Genomic DNA, 14338 nt, shown 5'->3' with positions numbered 1-14338 from the left:
TCATCAGGTTTGGGGCAGATTATCAATATTGATTTCGATGAGGAACGAACTGCCGGTTTTGCTCTCTGTTTTACTGAATTTAGCATTCATAAAACGAATACGCGAATCGATATTTCCAAATCCTATTCCTTTGTTATTTTTCTTCATTTCAAAGCCTTTGCCGTTATCTTTCACTGATACTGTAATATGAGGATGCCGGTGCGTAATCATTACTTCAGCAGTTTTGGCTTCTGCATGTTTGATGATATTGTTTACCAATTCCTGCACAATTCTGTAAATGTGAGTTTCGATGACTTTATCAAGTTCAATACGTTCCCCCGTAGAAGTAAATCTGATTGGAATTCCGTAAATATTTTCAATTTTCATACAGAAATTCTGCAGGGCGGTAATCAAGCCAAAATTGGTAATAGAAGATGGCGAAAGGTTATGCGAAATTTCCCTGATCTGGATACAGGATTTATCGATGATCTGTGTTACATCCCGAAGGACCTCTTCATTTTCGGGGTTTTTGTTCTTGAGTTTCAGATAGGCCAGGTTATATTTTATGGCAGATAAATCTCCTGCAATGCCATCGTGCAGCTCTTCTGCAATTCTTTTACGTTCTTTCTCCTCACCTTCCAACAGTCCCTGGAGTTTGCTGATTTGCTGCTGATGCCGGTGTTTTGTTACGCTAACATTAATGCGGTTTCTTTCTTCATTTATCAGTTTTACTTTGTGGGCCAAACCAAGGCTGAAAAAAATAGTTTCAATAATATTTCCGATGAAGAAAAATGTGATTGGATTTTCCATACCGAGCGACGGAATAAAACTTCCAGCCAAAGCAACTAATGCACAGAAAACAAATACCACAACACCAATTAGAAAAAAGAATTTGTGTTCACCGGAGCGCTGTATCGCCTGCATAAGTGTGAGGACAAAAATTACAAGCATTACCGGTACATAAATATAAAGGTAAAGCGTAACAAACAAATCGGCATTCCGCATCGCCATACACAATGCAGCGAATCCGACGAACAGATAAGCCATAAAGTTAACAACCCACTTTGTACGTTTAAAATATTTCTTGGCATTCTTATCAAAATCCAGGAAATAAAATGCAAAGATTGAATAAAAGGTGTAAAAAATGATTGGAACAAGGAAGTTAAGAATGGTCGTAATCATCTCAGCGTCCTCGCTGCCGAAAATTGGTTTTAAGAGGTCTTCAAATCCGTAGTAGACTGTATCGGAACGGCTCAGCACATAAATAATCAGAAAAATATTATAAAGTCCGTAATACTTGAAACTCTTGTCGCGCAGGTACAAAAAGATCACTCCACTGACAATAATGAAAAGCAGCTGGAAAGATATGGCCATGTTCCAAACAAACACTTCCATCCTGATAATTGTTAACCTGAAATCTCTTTTGAAAGTAAATTTACTTATTTTTTGATGAGGAATATGTTAAAAAATAATCTTTAAGAAAATACTTACATGAACACAAAAAAAACGCTGAAAAAATTTCAGCGTTTTCAGTAACAACTATTGAGGCTTAAATTAACCTTTCAATGCTTTGATTTTCTGAGTAAGTTCCGGAATAATCTGGAACGCATCGCCAACAATTCCGTAATCTGCTGACTTGAAGAACGGCGCTTCGGGATCGCTGTTGATTACAACAATGGTTTTAGAAGAGTTAACTCCCGCCAAATGCTGAATTGCACCCGAAATACCTACTGCGATGTAAAGATTCGGAGCAATTGCTTTTCCGGTTTGCCCAACGTGTTCAGAATGCGGTCTCCAACCGATATCTGAAACAGGTTTCGAACATGCAGTTGCTGCACCTAAAGTCGCTGCAAGGTCTTCAATCATTCCCCAGTTTTCCGGTCCTTTCATTCCACGTCCGGCAGAAACTACTACTTCAGCTTCTTTAAGATCAAGTTTTCCTGAACTTTGTTCGTGAGAAAGTACTTTGGTATCTTCATTTTCGATGGTCAGATTTTTTACTTCCTCAGTTCCTGAAGCAGGATTTTCTTTCACACCAAAAGCATTCTGTGAAACGGTTACAATAACGCCCGACGCATCAGCTTTAGCATGCATAAATCCTTTTCCTGAAAATGCTCTTCTCTTTACCTGGAAAGGCGTAACGCTTTCCGGAGCTTCTAAAACATTGGTAATTAAAGAATAATTCTTCATAATCGCCAACATGGGTGCAACAGAAGAAGCGTCGGTCGTGTGAGGAAACACAATGATATTTCCGTCAGCAACTTCACTTACTGCTTTTGCGTAAGCTTTTGCACTGAAGTTTTTCAACCCTTCATCCTTGATATTGATGACTTTATCTGCACCATATTTATACAAAAGGTCTGATGAATCTGTAGGGTTCACGGAAATTGCAGTCACTGTTTCACCAAGCTGACCAGCTACTGTTTTTGCATACGAAACCGCCTCGAAAGCAGCTTTCTTGTAAATTCCGTTTATATTTTCTGCGTATACGAATACTGCCATTTTTTTGAATTTTAAATGTTGAACTTAGATTAAATCACTTTTGCCTCTTCGTGAAGAAGTCTTACCAACTCACCGATATTATCGGCAGCAACCATCTTCACCGCTGCTCTTGCAGGTACCGCATCGTAAGAGACACCTTCCACTTTAACTTCCGAACCTACCGGCTCCTGAATATGCAATGGTTTTGTTCTTGCCGACATAATTCCTCTCATGTTCGGGATGATTAAATCTTTTTCGTCTACCATTCCTTTCTGTCCTGCGATTACTGCGGGTAATTTCACCGAAATGGTTTCTTTTCCACCTTCAATTTCTCTTACTGCATTTACTTCAGAACCGTTTACTTCAAGACCTACACATGCATTTACGAAAGGCTGATCGAGTAACTGAGCTACCATTCCCGGTACCGCACCACCGTTATAATCAATGGATTCTTTACCGCAAAGGATTAAATCGTAGCCGCCATTTTTAGCAATATTCGCAATCTCTGTCGCTACAGAAAAACTGTCTTTAGCTTCTGTATTTACTCGGATGGCATCATTTGCTCCAATAGCCAGTGCTTTTCTGATAACAGCCTCTGTTAAAGCGTCTCCTACATTCACAACTGTCACCGTAGCTCCCTGAGATTCCTGTAGCTTAACTGCTTTTGTTAAAGAGAATTCGTCCAGAGGATTAATTACCCACTGGATTCCGTTTTTGTCGAACGCAGATTTATCTGCTGTAAAATTAATTTTTGAAGTAGTATCGGGAACACTACTGATACAAACTAATATTTTCATGTGTTTATTATTTTTGATTTTTGGTTTTTAAGCCTAAGTTTTTTAATAAATATACGGTTGTAATTTTCGCTAAGATAAAAATAATATATTATGCATGCATAGCATTTAGCAAAAATTTGATATTTTATACATAATTAACTGTTTGGTTTGGAAGGTCTGATCTCGATCTTACTTGGCAAAGCACGTGGATTCATTTTGAAAATATCAACAACCAGTTCGCCCAGATCTTCAGGTTGAATTTTCCATGCATCTTTATCAGAAGGGTCATTACCATTAAAATAAGTGGAAACCGAACCAGGCATAATGGTTGAAACCTTGATGTTGTATTTACGCAAATCGATCATTGCAGCCTGCGTGAAGCCTACAACTCCGAATTTAGAAGCGTTGTATCCGCTACCATTTTCAAAGAAATTGGCTCCGGCCAAGCTTGAAATACTGATGAAATAACCCTCAGATTTTTTGAGTTCATCCACCGAGGCTTTCAGCGTATGAAAAACACCACTAAGGTTAGTATCGATCATATCATTCCATTCCTCTAACGAAAGTTCGTCAACAGGTTTGAAAATTCCGAGACCTGCATTTGCGATCACATAATCTAATCTGCCGAATTTTTTAGCAATTTCTGAAACTGCAGCTTTTTCGTCCTCAAAATTTTTAACGTCAGAGGCAATTCCGAAAACTCTTGTATCATCTTCCGATAAAATTCTGGCTGCTTCTTCCGCGTCTTCCTGTTTTCTGCCGGAAACCGCGACTTTAATTCCGTGTTTCAGTAAAACCTGGGCAATTCCGAAACCAATTCCTTTGGTTCCGCCGGTGATATAAGCTACTTTATCTTTCATCTTTTTCTGATTTTTAATTGTTAAAAAAATGCCTCAGAATGAGGCATTATAATGTTATGCTTTCGCGTAATTTTCAAAGAAAAGCGGAATACTTTCGATTCCTTTATAGAAATTAAATAATCCATAATGCTCATTCGGCGAGTGAATAGCATCGGAATCTAAACCGAATCCCATCAAAACAGATTTAGCTCCCAAAACCTGCTCAAACATCGCTGTAATGGGGATACTTCCGCCACTTCTGTACGGTAAAACTTCTTTACCGAAAGCCGTTTCCATCGCTTTTTTCGCTGCCACAAATTCTTTGGTATCGCTTGGTAAAACGTATGGCATTCCGCCGTGATGTGGATTAACTTTTACTTTTACGTTGGCAGGAGCAATTTTTTCAAAATATTTGGTGAATTTTTCCGTGATTTCATCCGGAGTCTGGTAAGGAACCAAACGCATGGAAATTTTCGCAAAAGCTTTGCTCGGAATTACTGTTTTCGCACCTTCGCCGGTGTAGCCACCCCAAATTCCGTTACAGTCTAAAGTTGGGCGGATCGAAGTTCTTTCTAAAGTCGTATAACCTGTTTCCCCTTCTACTCCGTTCAATCCGATTGATTTTTTGAAACCTTCGGGATCATCTTTCAGCTTGTTCATTTCTGCTCTTTCTTCCTGGGAAACCACATCCACGTTATCGTAAAATCCGTCGATGGTAATGTGTCCGTTTTCGTCAATTAAATTGGCGATCATTCGGGAAAGCACATGAATTGGATTTGGAACCGCACCGCCATAAAGTCCGGAATGGAGATCTCTGTTTGGTCCTTCCACTTCCACTTCAACATAACTCAAACCGCGCAAACCGGTAGTTACTGTAGGCTGTTCGTTCGAATAAATATGCGTATCGGAAATCAAAATCGTGTCGCAGGCAAGTTTCTCGGTGTTTTGTTTCACGAAACCTTCCAGACTTTTAGAGCCTACTTCTTCTTCACCTTCTAATATAAATTTCACGTTACATGGCAAAGTATTGGTTTTCATCATGGCTTCAAACGCCTTTACATGCATGAAAAACTGGCCTTTATCATCCGCTGCCCCTCTGGCAAAAATAGCGCCTTCCGGATGGAGTGCCGTTTTTTCGATATAAGGTTCAAATGGAGGTTTTGTCCATAATTCCAGCGGATCTGGCGGCTGCACATCGTAGTGACCGTACACAAGAACAGTTGGTAAATTTTTATCTAAGATTTTTTCTCCATAAACAATAGGATAACCTTCGGTTGGACAAACTTCCACATGATCTGCACCTGCATTTTTCAGGTGTTTGGCAACTTCATCAGCGCATTTCAGCACTTCGTCTTTGTATGCAGGATCTGCAGAAATCGATGCAATCTTCAGCAGTTCAAAGAGTTCATCAACATACCTCTGTTTATTTTCGTTGATGTAATTTAGGGTTTCTTGCATTTTATTTTTACTTAAATTATTAAAAATCGAATCTTGTAAAAATAAAAAAAATGTCCTGCATAAGCAAGACATCTTCTTCTTTTTATATAATACGGTGTACTATTTTACAGCTGTTTTTGTACTGTCTGCAGTAATTTGTACTTCTTTTACGTCAGCAGTTCTCACTGAATCCTGAGCCACTGCAGATTCGGCAACATTAGCGGCAGGAGCTTCAACATAAGTGCCTTTTACATCATCAGAATATCTTTCTGCACCTTCTTCCATTTTCAGGACTCCTTTATTGGAACCTGCCTGAATTTTTTTGCAGCTCACCACAAAACTTGCACATGCAAAAACTAAAATAATTTTTTTCATAAGTAATTTCTATTTTTTATAAAGTCTTATGCAACCGCTGAATATGCATTATGAACCATGGCGATCCCAGATCAACTTTTTGATTGGCCAAAAGTAAGAAATATTACGATTTGCCCCAAATATTTCAAAGATTATTCAACAGATCTTAAAATAATTCTCCCTTTCTGGCTTTGGGTAAAAATTAAATAGGTTTTTCCGCCATCTGAAATCTTATATTTTTTCTTAATTTCATCGGGTGAAAGCGGATAATTTTTCGAAATAATATTGAATTTCTCGCCTTTTAGAATCTGTTTTGGCGCAGTAACACCAACCTTCAGCACTCTTCCCGGAAAATCTTCAACCACCTCATCCGATGTATAAAAATGGGTGTTCACATGAAGCTTTAAAAGTTTAAACTTTTTTGCAACAGCATTGAAAGCCCCCGATTTTAAAACCGCATTGTTCGGTAAATAAAGGAAATTATGCGGATCAGAATATTCTGCAACCGCATTTTTTTCATCATTAAAAACAAAAACAAAATCCGGATCTGTACTTTCAAGATTTACACATTTAATTTCTGTATCGGTGTGGGAATTTTTCCTGCTTATAAAAACCAGAAGTTCCTTCACCTCATTTTTCACTGCAATAATTTCAATTTTCGATACATTTTTTACGACAGAAAGCAGATATGAAATATCGATGAGCGGGGAAAGTTTAATGATGATTTCATCTGAAATCTCGCCCAATTTTTCCTGAATTTCGAGTAAATTCGGCGAAAGGTCTTCCAGAAGGAATTTTTTGTTTTTCTGAGCATCGCGCCGCGCCGGATCAAGATATATTAAATCAAATTTATTGGTGTTTTTAGTAAGGAAATCCTCCAAATTTTGATTGAGAAAATTTGCGGTTCTGCCGAGAATTTTCCAGTTGTGTTTTACTGTTTCCAGGAGTTCGGTATTCTGTTCAACAAGCGTAACTTCATCAAAATTCTGAGATAAAAAATACGCATCGATTCCAAATCCTGAAGTGAGATCAAGAAAATTTTTCCCTTTTAAAATTTTGGCTTTAAATTCTGCTGTTGATTGCGACGAAGCCTGTTCCAGATTAAGATTTGGCGGAAAAATAATGCCATCCCGAAGCAGAAACGGAAACTTTTTCTGTGCAACTTTTTTTCCTTTAATCTGCTGCACAATTTCGTGCATCGAAACGTCCGGAAACGGCGACTTTTTCAGTAACAAAGAATGCAAATCAGCCGTGAGATTTGCATTGATATAATTTTGAATTTCTTCGGTAAGAATTGAAGGATTTATGCCTGTTTTCATCTCATATTATTCAAACATTTCAGCCCAGCGCACCGGTTTAATCACTGATGAATCATAAAGTTCTTCCACCGATTTTGTTTTTTCGTGTTTCGGATAAAGATTTATGCCGATGAGTTTTATTTTACCTGCCTCAACCCAACTCTGTTCTTTAACAGCCTGCTCATAAATCATTTGCTGAATTCTACCAGCTTTTAGATTTTCGCAGTAACCACCGTTATTTTCTAATTCCAAAAATAATTTCCATGCATTTTCTGCGAACTGCTGCGTAATATTTTCAATGTAATAACTGCCGTTTCCGCCGTCTTCAAAAACATTGATAATACTTTCGTAAGCCAGAACGATCTGCTGTTTGAACGAAATTTCTTCGGAAAGTGCAGTAGCATTTTCAAGTCTGAAATCATTGCTGAAAACTGCATCTGCACCGCCAATCATTGCCGCGGAAAGCTCTAATGTAGAACGAATCAGGTTGTTTTCAGGTTCATTTTTTGATTTGTTTCTCAGAGAAGTTTCAGTAAAAATATAGGGAACTTCATTTTTACCGAATTCTTTCGAAAGCTGAATAAAAAGAAGTTTAAATGCACGGATTTTAGCAAGCTCAAAAAAATAATTCGCGCCTACCGCAAATCTAAAAACGAACTTGTTTAAGATTTCTGCACCGAAAATTTCGGTTAGGTCTTTCGTTTTGGCCAGTGCAAAAGCAAGCTGCTGTACAATTGATGCACCGGAATTTTGATGAAAGGCTACGTCAATGCAGATATTTCTTTCGAAATCTTTGGCCAGAAGTTCTTTTCCCAGCTGTTCATTAACTTCACCGTTTTCTTCAGAAAAAATGTCGATGAGCGAAAGACAGCGGTTATTTTCATCGGGAGAAATATGTTCAGCAAGGTCTTTGTTATTGATGAACAGTACTTTTTCTTCAAGATTTTCTACGTTTTCGTTCAGGAGAAAAGCAAAAACATTTTCTTCAAGATCTTCGCGGTATTTTGCAACCAATTGGGTTGATTCCTCAATTTTGGGTAAATTCTCCAGCGGTTTTTCTACTGAGTCGTAAAAAGGCTTCACAATGATTCCTTCGAGATTTTCTTTTGAAAGAATTTCGTAAATATTTTCGGTTTTCAGTTGTTTCTGAACAAGATTTTCCCAATCGGAAAGCGAGGTCTTTGTGAACATTTTTTACTGTGTTTTCGTAATATTCGTACTATCTACCACTAAAATAAAAATTTCTTCATTGGGCTTCTTCATGAAATAATTTTCGCGGGCAAATTTCTCCTTTTCAGATTTGTTGTTCATGAGCTTTTTGTAGAAAGCATCGTTCTTTTGGTACTCTTCTTTGTAATAAGCCAGTTGCTTTTCGTACTTGTTTATTTCGCCGTTCATTTCGTTGATTACGAGAAATGAAGTGCTGTCGAAAAAGACCATCCAAACCAAAAAAAGGAAAATGGTAATGAAATATTTATTCAGAACGTATTTTTGAATGAATTTTAAAGCAGGCGTTTTCGGCTTGATGTCTTTAATTAATTCTTTCATAATCAATGTGTTTTTTTCAGCGTATTGTTGATTACCGTTGAAAGGAAATCAATCGCCACTGTATTTTGTTTCATGTTGGGAACGATAAGATCAGCTTCGTTTTTCGATGGTTCTATAAATTCCATGTGCATGGGTTTCAGCGTGGTTTGGTAACGGTGCAGCACTTCCTGCAGATCGCGGCCCCGTTCCTGAGTGTCGCGTCGAATTCTTCTGATCAACCTTTCGTCGGAATCTGCATGAACAAAAACTTTAAGATCATATTCCTTTAAAAGTTCAGGGTTTGTCAGTACAAGAATTCCCTCAACGATCAATACATTTTTCGGCTCAATCTGTACATGATCACCGGTTCTGGAATGGGTTACAAACGAATAAATTGGCTGCTCGATCGCTTCCCCATTTTTCAAAGATTTAACATGTGAAATCAAAAGTTCGAAATCGATGGACTTTGGGTGATCGTAATTCAAAACTTCGCGTTCTGCCAATGTAAGCTGCTGGTTATCATGATAATAATTATCCTGAGACAGAACATTTACACCTTCAGCATTCAGTTGCTGAAGAATTTTGTTTACAACGGTAGTTTTCCCGGAGCCTGTACCTCCTGCAATTCCGATAACGAGCATAAATTATAATTTCTGCAAATATAAGATTATGTATGGGTTTTAATAAAAATTAAAGTTATGAATTTACACAATTTTCCGGGAAAATCATCCTTTTCTTTCAATTCCAAACACATAATAAACCACCGCCAGCACACGGGCCAAAAATTCCCGCGACTGATTGCGGTAATAACTCTGGTTGCTTAAAACATCTTGCGCATCGAATCCCAGCGCATTCATATCATTATTCCGCGCATAAAAAAGCGCACGAAGGTTATGAAAACCCTGCGAAACGATTATCACATCGTTCTGCTGGTATATATTTTTGCAATTGCTGATGCTGGCTTGGGTTTTAAAACCTTTGGGGTCTTCAATAATGATACGTTCCGGCACTCCTTCCTGATAAACCAGATAATTTTTCATCGCAAAAGGCTCATCGTAACCCGGACTTTTTTCGCCACTCACAATAATTTTTTTAATTTTTCCGTGGTGGTAAAGCAAAGCGGTAGCATCCATCCGAGAAGTAAAATAGGGGTTTGAGAGTCCGGATTTCATCTTCGGGGAAGTTCCCAGGACCAAAGCTGTTTCCCGCGGTGGAATCTTAGAAATTCTGGTGTAGGTACGTCCATTCGTTAATGCATACACCCACACATTTGCCAAAATCATCAGCAAAACACCAATTTCTACCAGCGTAAAAAAAGATTTTAGTATGTTTAAAATTCTTTTCAAACCTTACTTAAACAAGATCAAAATTAACTTTTATTTTCTTACTCAGCATTACCGACATGCAGGCAAGGATTTTCCCTGAGGCTTCTTCTTTTTCTGTTAAATATTCGTTTTCAAGAAGTTCAACTTCTCCTTCTTCCAGAACACATTCGCAGCTGCCACAAATGCCTGATTTACAGGAATAAGGAACAGGAAACCCCTGGATTAAGAGTTGCTGCAGGAGTTTTACTTCATTGTTCTTTAAAGTTGTTGAATAATTTTTGTTGAACAGTTTAAAATCAACTTCAATATTCTCCACACGCGGAAAATCCTTTTCTAAAGGATAAATATCTTCATTGTATTCTTCGAAAAGCTCGAAATGAATATTTTTTTTGGGAATTCCGTTATTGTAGCAGGCATTTGCCAGTGATTTTATCATCTCACCTTTTCCACAAATCAACACTTCATCCACCGCATCCCAAATGGTACTTTCTTCATCGGTATCATCCAAATGAAGAATCTGGTTGATGATTAATTTTAGTTTTCTCTCATCTAAACGCCCGTAAAACAAGTTATCTGAAGTTGGTTCCTGTGAAAAAAAATAGAAAATCTGAAGCCGGTCGGCATATTTTTTCGCTAAACTGTCCAATTCATTTTTAAAAGCAATTTCTTCAGATTTGCGATTGCCGTAAAACATAAAAAGTCTGGTTCTGGGCTCTTTATGAAGAATATTTTTAAAATGACTGAGCAGCGGAGTAATCCCAATTCCACCTGCAAAACCAATGATTGTGCGAAATTCGTGAGGTTTTGAAACCAGCGTAAATCTTCCTTTGGGTTCAGAAATTTCTACTTCATCACCAACTTCGAAGTCATTATAAAGATCGTTGGTAGAGCTTTCCTGCCCGTTAATCTTTATACCCAGCGCAATCTTCTCCTCATACGGCGCGGAAGTCATTGAAAAATCGTTCTGAAAAACCCCTCCTTTTGACGGGTATTTTATCGTCACATATTGACCGGCTTCAAACTTATAATTTAATTTTAAAGCTTCCGGAATTTCAAACTCCAGTGCAAACGTGTTTTTGGTAAGTTGCTGCTTTTTCGCTAATTTTAGCCAGTGAAATTCTCCTTGCTTCGCTTTGGGTAATCGTTTTTCCATATCAAATATCTTTCAAAAATAATAAAAATAAAATGAAAAAATTCCTTCTGAGCGCGATGATTCTGGTTGCATTCACTGCATGTAAAAAAGAAACTCAAATCTCCGAAAACACCGAAATATCGCCTGCTGATTCTGTTACAGTTCCGGAATCCAACGAAATTTCTGAAGCGGTTGTTCCTTTCAAACAGATTGAATTAAGCCCCGAAGAAACTTCGGAAATCCTTGCTAAAAAAGATAACGACACTTTATATGTTACCAACTTTTTTGCAACTTGGTGCGGACCGTGCATGCGCGAAATGCCTCATTTTAAAGAAAAAATAAAAGAAATGGAATCGCAGCCGGTGAAATTTACTTTTGTAGGGCTGGATCCGAAAGAAGACTGGGAAACCAAAGTGAAGGCTTTTGCTGAAGAAAACAACCTCTCAAAACATATTGTTCTGGTTGACGGACAAAAACTTACACCAGAATTTTTTCCTAAAAACTTCAAACAGTGGGACGGTGGCTCAATTCCTTTTACGTTCATGAGAAAAGGCGATAAAACCGACGAAACAATAGGAATGATGAGCAAAGAAATGTTGGACGAAAAGATTAATTCATTTAAATAATTCGAAGGTTAAAAGCTTCAGGGCTTAATATAATGTCCAAAAAATTCAAGATCATTGCCTTTTTCATCACTGTCGGAATTATGATTTCGGTTGTCGTCAACCTGAATATTGGTTTTATGAAACTGAATTTTGCCGATTTTTTTGTTTCGGATACGGATAATTCTCAAATCGCGCAGCTAAGGATCAACAGGGCTTTGGCGATGGCTTTGGCAGGAATTTCAATTCCCACTTCTGGTTTTCTTTTACAGGAATATTTTCAGAATCCATTGGCCGGGCCTTCGGTTTTGGGAATTACTTCGGTGGCGAGTTTAAGTGTTGCTTTTTACATTTTTTTTGCACAGAATCTCGTACTTCCCGAAGTTTTACAGAACAGCTTCCTGAGCATTTCGGCAATTGGCGGAAGCTTGATCCTGATGCTTATTTTATTGGCATTTTCAAACAGATTTCAGGATAAATCTTTCCTGATTATTTTTGGATTTCTGGTATCGGCTTTGGCGGGCGCAATTGTTTCGATTCTGCAGTTTTATGCAGAAAACCAGAGTCTGAAAAATTATATTCTCTGGAGTTTCGGTGCGAACAATCAGGTTTCTACAAATCAGGTTTGGGTGTTGACAATAATTGTTTTGATTGGAATATTTTTGAGCTTTAAATCAATAAAGCCTCTCATCGGAAACTCTCTGGGAGCAGCTTACGCACAAAGCCTGGGTGTAAATCTTAATCAACTGAAACTTTTCGTTATTGTAGCCTCTTCTATACTATCGGCTTCTGTAACGGCATTTTTAGGACCTATTCTCTTTATCGGTATTGTGGTTCCGCATTTCTGCAGAATGATTTATAATCCTGCAAAACTTTGGCAACAGTGGATTCTGAACATGATTTTAGGAATTTTCATCATGGAATTTTTCTCTGTTATTTCCGAAACTACACAGTTTCCACTAAATGTAATTACTTCACTTTTCGGAATTCCGGTAATTCTGGCAATGATGATGAAGAATAAAAAAATTGCTTAAAATGTTTCTGGAGCTTAAAAATACAACAGTCGGATACAAAACACCTTTAATAAGAGGAATTGAAACCGATTTGGCTTTAGGGGAAATCTGTCTACTCATCGGAAACAACGGTGTTGGGAAAACCACTTTAATTAAAAGCATTTTAAATCAAACATCTCTAAGTTCGGGGGATATTTTACTTGACGGAAAAAACATAAAAACCCTCAGCAATAAAGAAATCGCCGAACGCGTCGCAGTGGTTTTTTCCAAATCGCAGATTCCTGCAAACTATACGCTTACAGACCTTGTCTCCTTGGGAAAATATATACATTATCCTTATTATTTTGAACTGAATGCCCAGGATCAGAATGAAGTTAACGAAATCATCGAAAGTTTAAATCTAAACCAGTACCGACATTTTCCTCTGCAGAAACTCTCGGACGGAAATCTTCAAAAAGCTTTTATTGGAAGGGCTTTGGCGCAAAATTCACCGATGATTATTCTCGACGAACCAACCACACATTTGGATGAGGAAAATAAAATCGTCATTCTGAAATTACTCCGGAAACTAGCCAAAACACGGAATAAACTTATCCTGTTTTCGTCCCACGACTGGCGCTTAGCAAAGGAATTTGCTGACCGGATCTGGCTTGTAAACGATGAAACACTGGATGCTGGAATTACGGAAGATATTTTATTAAAACATGACGAATTACTGAATCCCAAAATATTTCATTTTACCGACAGTTTTGTGGCGCCTCAAATTATTGCACCCGTTTTACAGAAAGAAATGCTCTATTCTTTTCTCCAAAAAAACACGTCCAAAAACCTTTCATCTATAAAATTTGAATTTAAAGATGGATTTTGGTTGATTTCCGGTGACAATTTTCAACAAAAATGCTTTTCCTTTAACGAAGTATCAGATTTAATTGCAAACATCGGATAATTCGATATTTACAGCATCTGTTTAAATTACTATGCATGCATAGTATTATGCTTTTCATATTAATTATTAAACTGATTTACAATCAATTACAGAAACAGGCGAAAATACTATGCATGCATAGTATTTTTTGTTATATTTGTCTAAATCACAACTTATAACACAATGGAACAAAAAAATATTGAAAGAGTTGAAAATATTGACCTGATTTTAAAGTCTACCTGGCTCGCAGTTTCAAAAATGTATTCTGAATTTGCACAGGATCACGATGCTACTGCTGTTCAAGCACTTACACTTTTAAAAATCGATCCAAAAGAAGGAACCCGAAGCACAAATCTGGGACCTAAAATGGCTATCGAGCCTACTTCTTTAACCAGAATCATTAAACTTTTAGAAGATAACGGCTATATCTACAAAGAAAAAACTCCAACCGATAAAAGAGAGGTCATCATCAAACTAACCGATAAAGGGCTGAACAGCAGAAACCTTTCAAAAGAAGTGGTGGTGAATTTCAATAAAAAAGTAGTTGAAAAAATTTCTGCGGAGAAAATGGAAATTTTCAAGGAAGTAATGCAGGATATTCTGAAAATCGCAAACGAATTAAACAATAAAAATAAAGGATAAAACCAAAA

16 protein-coding genes are annotated in these 14338 nt (G+C 37.5%); 4 read left to right on the top strand and 12 right to left on the bottom strand.

The genetic code is table 11. From position 1 onward, the window contains the following. Positions 1–3 precede the first annotated feature (3 nt). The 12 genes from CDW55_RS06385 to CDW55_RS06330 form a co-directional block, all read right to left on the bottom strand. Positions 4–1374: a sensor histidine kinase gene (locus CDW55_RS06385; RefSeq protein WP_088468935.1), complete on the bottom strand. Its 1371-nt coding sequence runs from the start codon at positions 1372–1374 to the stop codon at positions 4–6. Positions 1375–1533: 159 nt separating this feature from the next. Continuing rightward, positions 1534–2481: an electron transfer flavoprotein subunit alpha/FixB family protein gene (locus CDW55_RS06380; protein ID WP_088468934.1), complete on the bottom strand. Its 948-nt coding sequence runs from the start codon at positions 2479–2481 to the stop codon at positions 1534–1536. A gap of 29 nt (positions 2482–2510) precedes the next feature. Continuing rightward, positions 2511–3257, bottom strand: coding sequence for an electron transfer flavoprotein subunit beta/FixA family protein (locus CDW55_RS06375; protein WP_088468933.1), 747 nt, complete (start codon positions 3255–3257; stop codon positions 2511–2513). 134 nt (positions 3258–3391) lie between these two features. Then, positions 3392–4096 carry an SDR family oxidoreductase gene (locus CDW55_RS06370; protein WP_088468932.1) on the bottom strand — a complete coding sequence of 235 codons (705 nt, stop codon included), beginning with the start codon at positions 4094–4096 and terminating at the stop codon, positions 3392–3394. A 54-nt stretch (positions 4097–4150) separates the two neighbouring features. After that, complete coding sequence (locus tag CDW55_RS06365) at positions 4151–5533, bottom strand: dipeptidase (protein ID WP_088468931.1); 1383 nt, start codon at positions 5531–5533, stop codon at positions 4151–4153. A gap of 99 nt (positions 5534–5632) precedes the next feature. Beyond that, complete coding sequence (locus CDW55_RS06360) at positions 5633–5887, bottom strand: hypothetical protein (protein WP_088468930.1); 255 nt, start codon at positions 5885–5887, stop codon at positions 5633–5635. A 131-nt stretch (positions 5888–6018) separates the two neighbouring features. Next, positions 6019–7185 carry a class I SAM-dependent methyltransferase gene (locus tag CDW55_RS06355; RefSeq protein ID WP_088468929.1) on the bottom strand — a complete coding sequence of 389 codons (1167 nt, stop codon included), beginning with the start codon at positions 7183–7185 and terminating at the stop codon, positions 6019–6021. A 6-nt stretch (positions 7186–7191) separates the two neighbouring features. Next, positions 7192–8355 carry a methylmalonyl-CoA mutase family protein gene (locus tag CDW55_RS06350; protein WP_088468928.1) on the bottom strand — a complete coding sequence of 388 codons (1164 nt, stop codon included), beginning with the start codon at positions 8353–8355 and terminating at the stop codon, positions 7192–7194. Positions 8356–8358: 3 nt separating this feature from the next. Beyond that, a complete protein-coding gene (locus CDW55_RS06345) occupies positions 8359–8712 on the bottom strand; it encodes an FtsB family cell division protein (RefSeq protein ID WP_088468927.1) in 354 nt (117 codons plus the stop codon). A gap of 2 nt (positions 8713–8714) precedes the next feature. After that, complete coding sequence (gene udk, locus CDW55_RS06340) at positions 8715–9332, bottom strand: uridine kinase (RefSeq protein WP_088468926.1); 618 nt, start codon at positions 9330–9332, stop codon at positions 8715–8717. An 84-nt stretch (positions 9333–9416) separates the two neighbouring features. After that, complete coding sequence (locus CDW55_RS06335) at positions 9417–9974, bottom strand: vancomycin high temperature exclusion protein (RefSeq protein ID WP_088469527.1); 558 nt, start codon at positions 9972–9974, stop codon at positions 9417–9419. 70 nt (positions 9975–10044) lie between these two features. Continuing rightward, a complete protein-coding gene (locus tag CDW55_RS06330) occupies positions 10045–11169 on the bottom strand; it encodes a 2Fe-2S iron-sulfur cluster-binding protein (protein ID WP_088468925.1) in 1125 nt (374 codons plus the stop codon). A 32-nt stretch (positions 11170–11201) separates the two neighbouring features. On the opposite strand from CDW55_RS06330, the gene CDW55_RS06325 reads away from it, so the two are divergent. The 4 genes from CDW55_RS06325 to CDW55_RS06310 all read left to right on the top strand — a co-directional run bounded on the left by CDW55_RS06325 (position 11202) and on the right by CDW55_RS06310 (position 14330). After that, entirely contained in the window at positions 11202–11774 is a 573-nt protein-coding gene (locus CDW55_RS06325) for a TlpA family protein disulfide reductase (protein ID WP_088468924.1), read from the top strand. A 32-nt stretch (positions 11775–11806) separates the two neighbouring features. Beyond that, on the top strand, positions 11807–12784 hold the full coding sequence (locus CDW55_RS06320) for an iron ABC transporter permease (protein ID WP_179285915.1): 978 nt from the start codon (positions 11807–11809) through the stop codon (positions 12782–12784). A 1-nt stretch (position 12785) separates the two neighbouring features. Next, on the top strand, positions 12786–13709 hold the full coding sequence (locus tag CDW55_RS06315) for an ABC transporter ATP-binding protein (RefSeq protein WP_088468922.1): 924 nt from the start codon (positions 12786–12788) through the stop codon (positions 13707–13709). A 162-nt stretch (positions 13710–13871) separates the two neighbouring features. Then, positions 13872–14330 carry a MarR family winged helix-turn-helix transcriptional regulator gene (locus CDW55_RS06310; RefSeq protein WP_088468921.1) on the top strand — a complete coding sequence of 153 codons (459 nt, stop codon included), beginning with the start codon at positions 13872–13874 and terminating at the stop codon, positions 14328–14330. Positions 14331–14338 lie beyond the last annotated feature (8 nt).

It is taken from the genome of Chryseobacterium sp. VAUSW3, assembly GCF_002205795.1.
GTDB lineage: Bacteria > Bacteroidota > Bacteroidia > Flavobacteriales > Weeksellaceae > Kaistella > Kaistella yananensis.
This window is presented reverse-complemented; position numbering and strand designations above follow the sequence as displayed.

What these genes read in the sequence shown, in the direction of transcription:
- CDW55_RS06360 (WP_088468930.1), bottom strand. Translation starts at nt 5,887, where the DNA reads ATGAAAAAAATTATTTTAGTTTTTGCATGTGCAAGTTTTGTGGTGAGC.
- udk (WP_088468926.1), bottom strand. Translation starts at nt 9,332, where the DNA reads ATGCTCGTTATCGGAATTGCAGGAGGTACAGGCTCCGGGAAAACTACC.
- CDW55_RS06315 (WP_088468922.1), top strand. Translation starts at nt 12,786, where the DNA reads ATGTTTCTGGAGCTTAAAAATACAACAGTCGGATACAAAACACCTTTA.
- CDW55_RS06380 (WP_088468934.1), bottom strand. Translation starts at nt 2,481, where the DNA reads ATGGCAGTATTCGTATACGCAGAAAATATAAACGGAATTTACAAGAAA.
- CDW55_RS06335 (WP_088469527.1), bottom strand. Translation starts at nt 9,974, where the DNA reads ATGATTTTGGCAAATGTGTGGGTGTATGCATTAACGAATGGACGTACC.
- CDW55_RS06350 (WP_088468928.1), bottom strand. Translation starts at nt 8,355, where the DNA reads ATGTTCACAAAGACCTCGCTTTCCGATTGGGAAAATCTTGTTCAGAAA.
- CDW55_RS06330 (WP_088468925.1), bottom strand. Translation starts at nt 11,169, where the DNA reads ATGGAAAAACGATTACCCAAAGCGAAGCAAGGAGAATTTCACTGGCTA.
- CDW55_RS06345 (WP_088468927.1), bottom strand. Translation starts at nt 8,712, where the DNA reads ATGAAAGAATTAATTAAAGACATCAAGCCGAAAACGCCTGCTTTAAAA.
- CDW55_RS06375 (WP_088468933.1), bottom strand. Translation starts at nt 3,257, where the DNA reads ATGAAAATATTAGTTTGTATCAGTAGTGTTCCCGATACTACTTCAAAA.
- CDW55_RS06355 (WP_088468929.1), bottom strand. Translation starts at nt 7,185, where the DNA reads ATGAAAACAGGCATAAATCCTTCAATTCTTACCGAAGAAATTCAAAAT.
- CDW55_RS06310 (WP_088468921.1), top strand. Translation starts at nt 13,872, where the DNA reads ATGGAACAAAAAAATATTGAAAGAGTTGAAAATATTGACCTGATTTTA.
- CDW55_RS06320 (WP_179285915.1), top strand. Translation starts at nt 11,807, where the DNA reads ATGTCCAAAAAATTCAAGATCATTGCCTTTTTCATCACTGTCGGAATT.
- CDW55_RS06385 (WP_088468935.1), bottom strand. Translation starts at nt 1,374, where the DNA reads ATGGAAGTGTTTGTTTGGAACATGGCCATATCTTTCCAGCTGCTTTTC.
- CDW55_RS06325 (WP_088468924.1), top strand. Translation starts at nt 11,202, where the DNA reads ATGAAAAAATTCCTTCTGAGCGCGATGATTCTGGTTGCATTCACTGCA.
- CDW55_RS06370 (WP_088468932.1), bottom strand. Translation starts at nt 4,096, where the DNA reads ATGAAAGATAAAGTAGCTTATATCACCGGCGGAACCAAAGGAATTGGT.
- CDW55_RS06365 (WP_088468931.1), bottom strand. Translation starts at nt 5,533, where the DNA reads ATGCAAGAAACCCTAAATTACATCAACGAAAATAAACAGAGGTATGTT.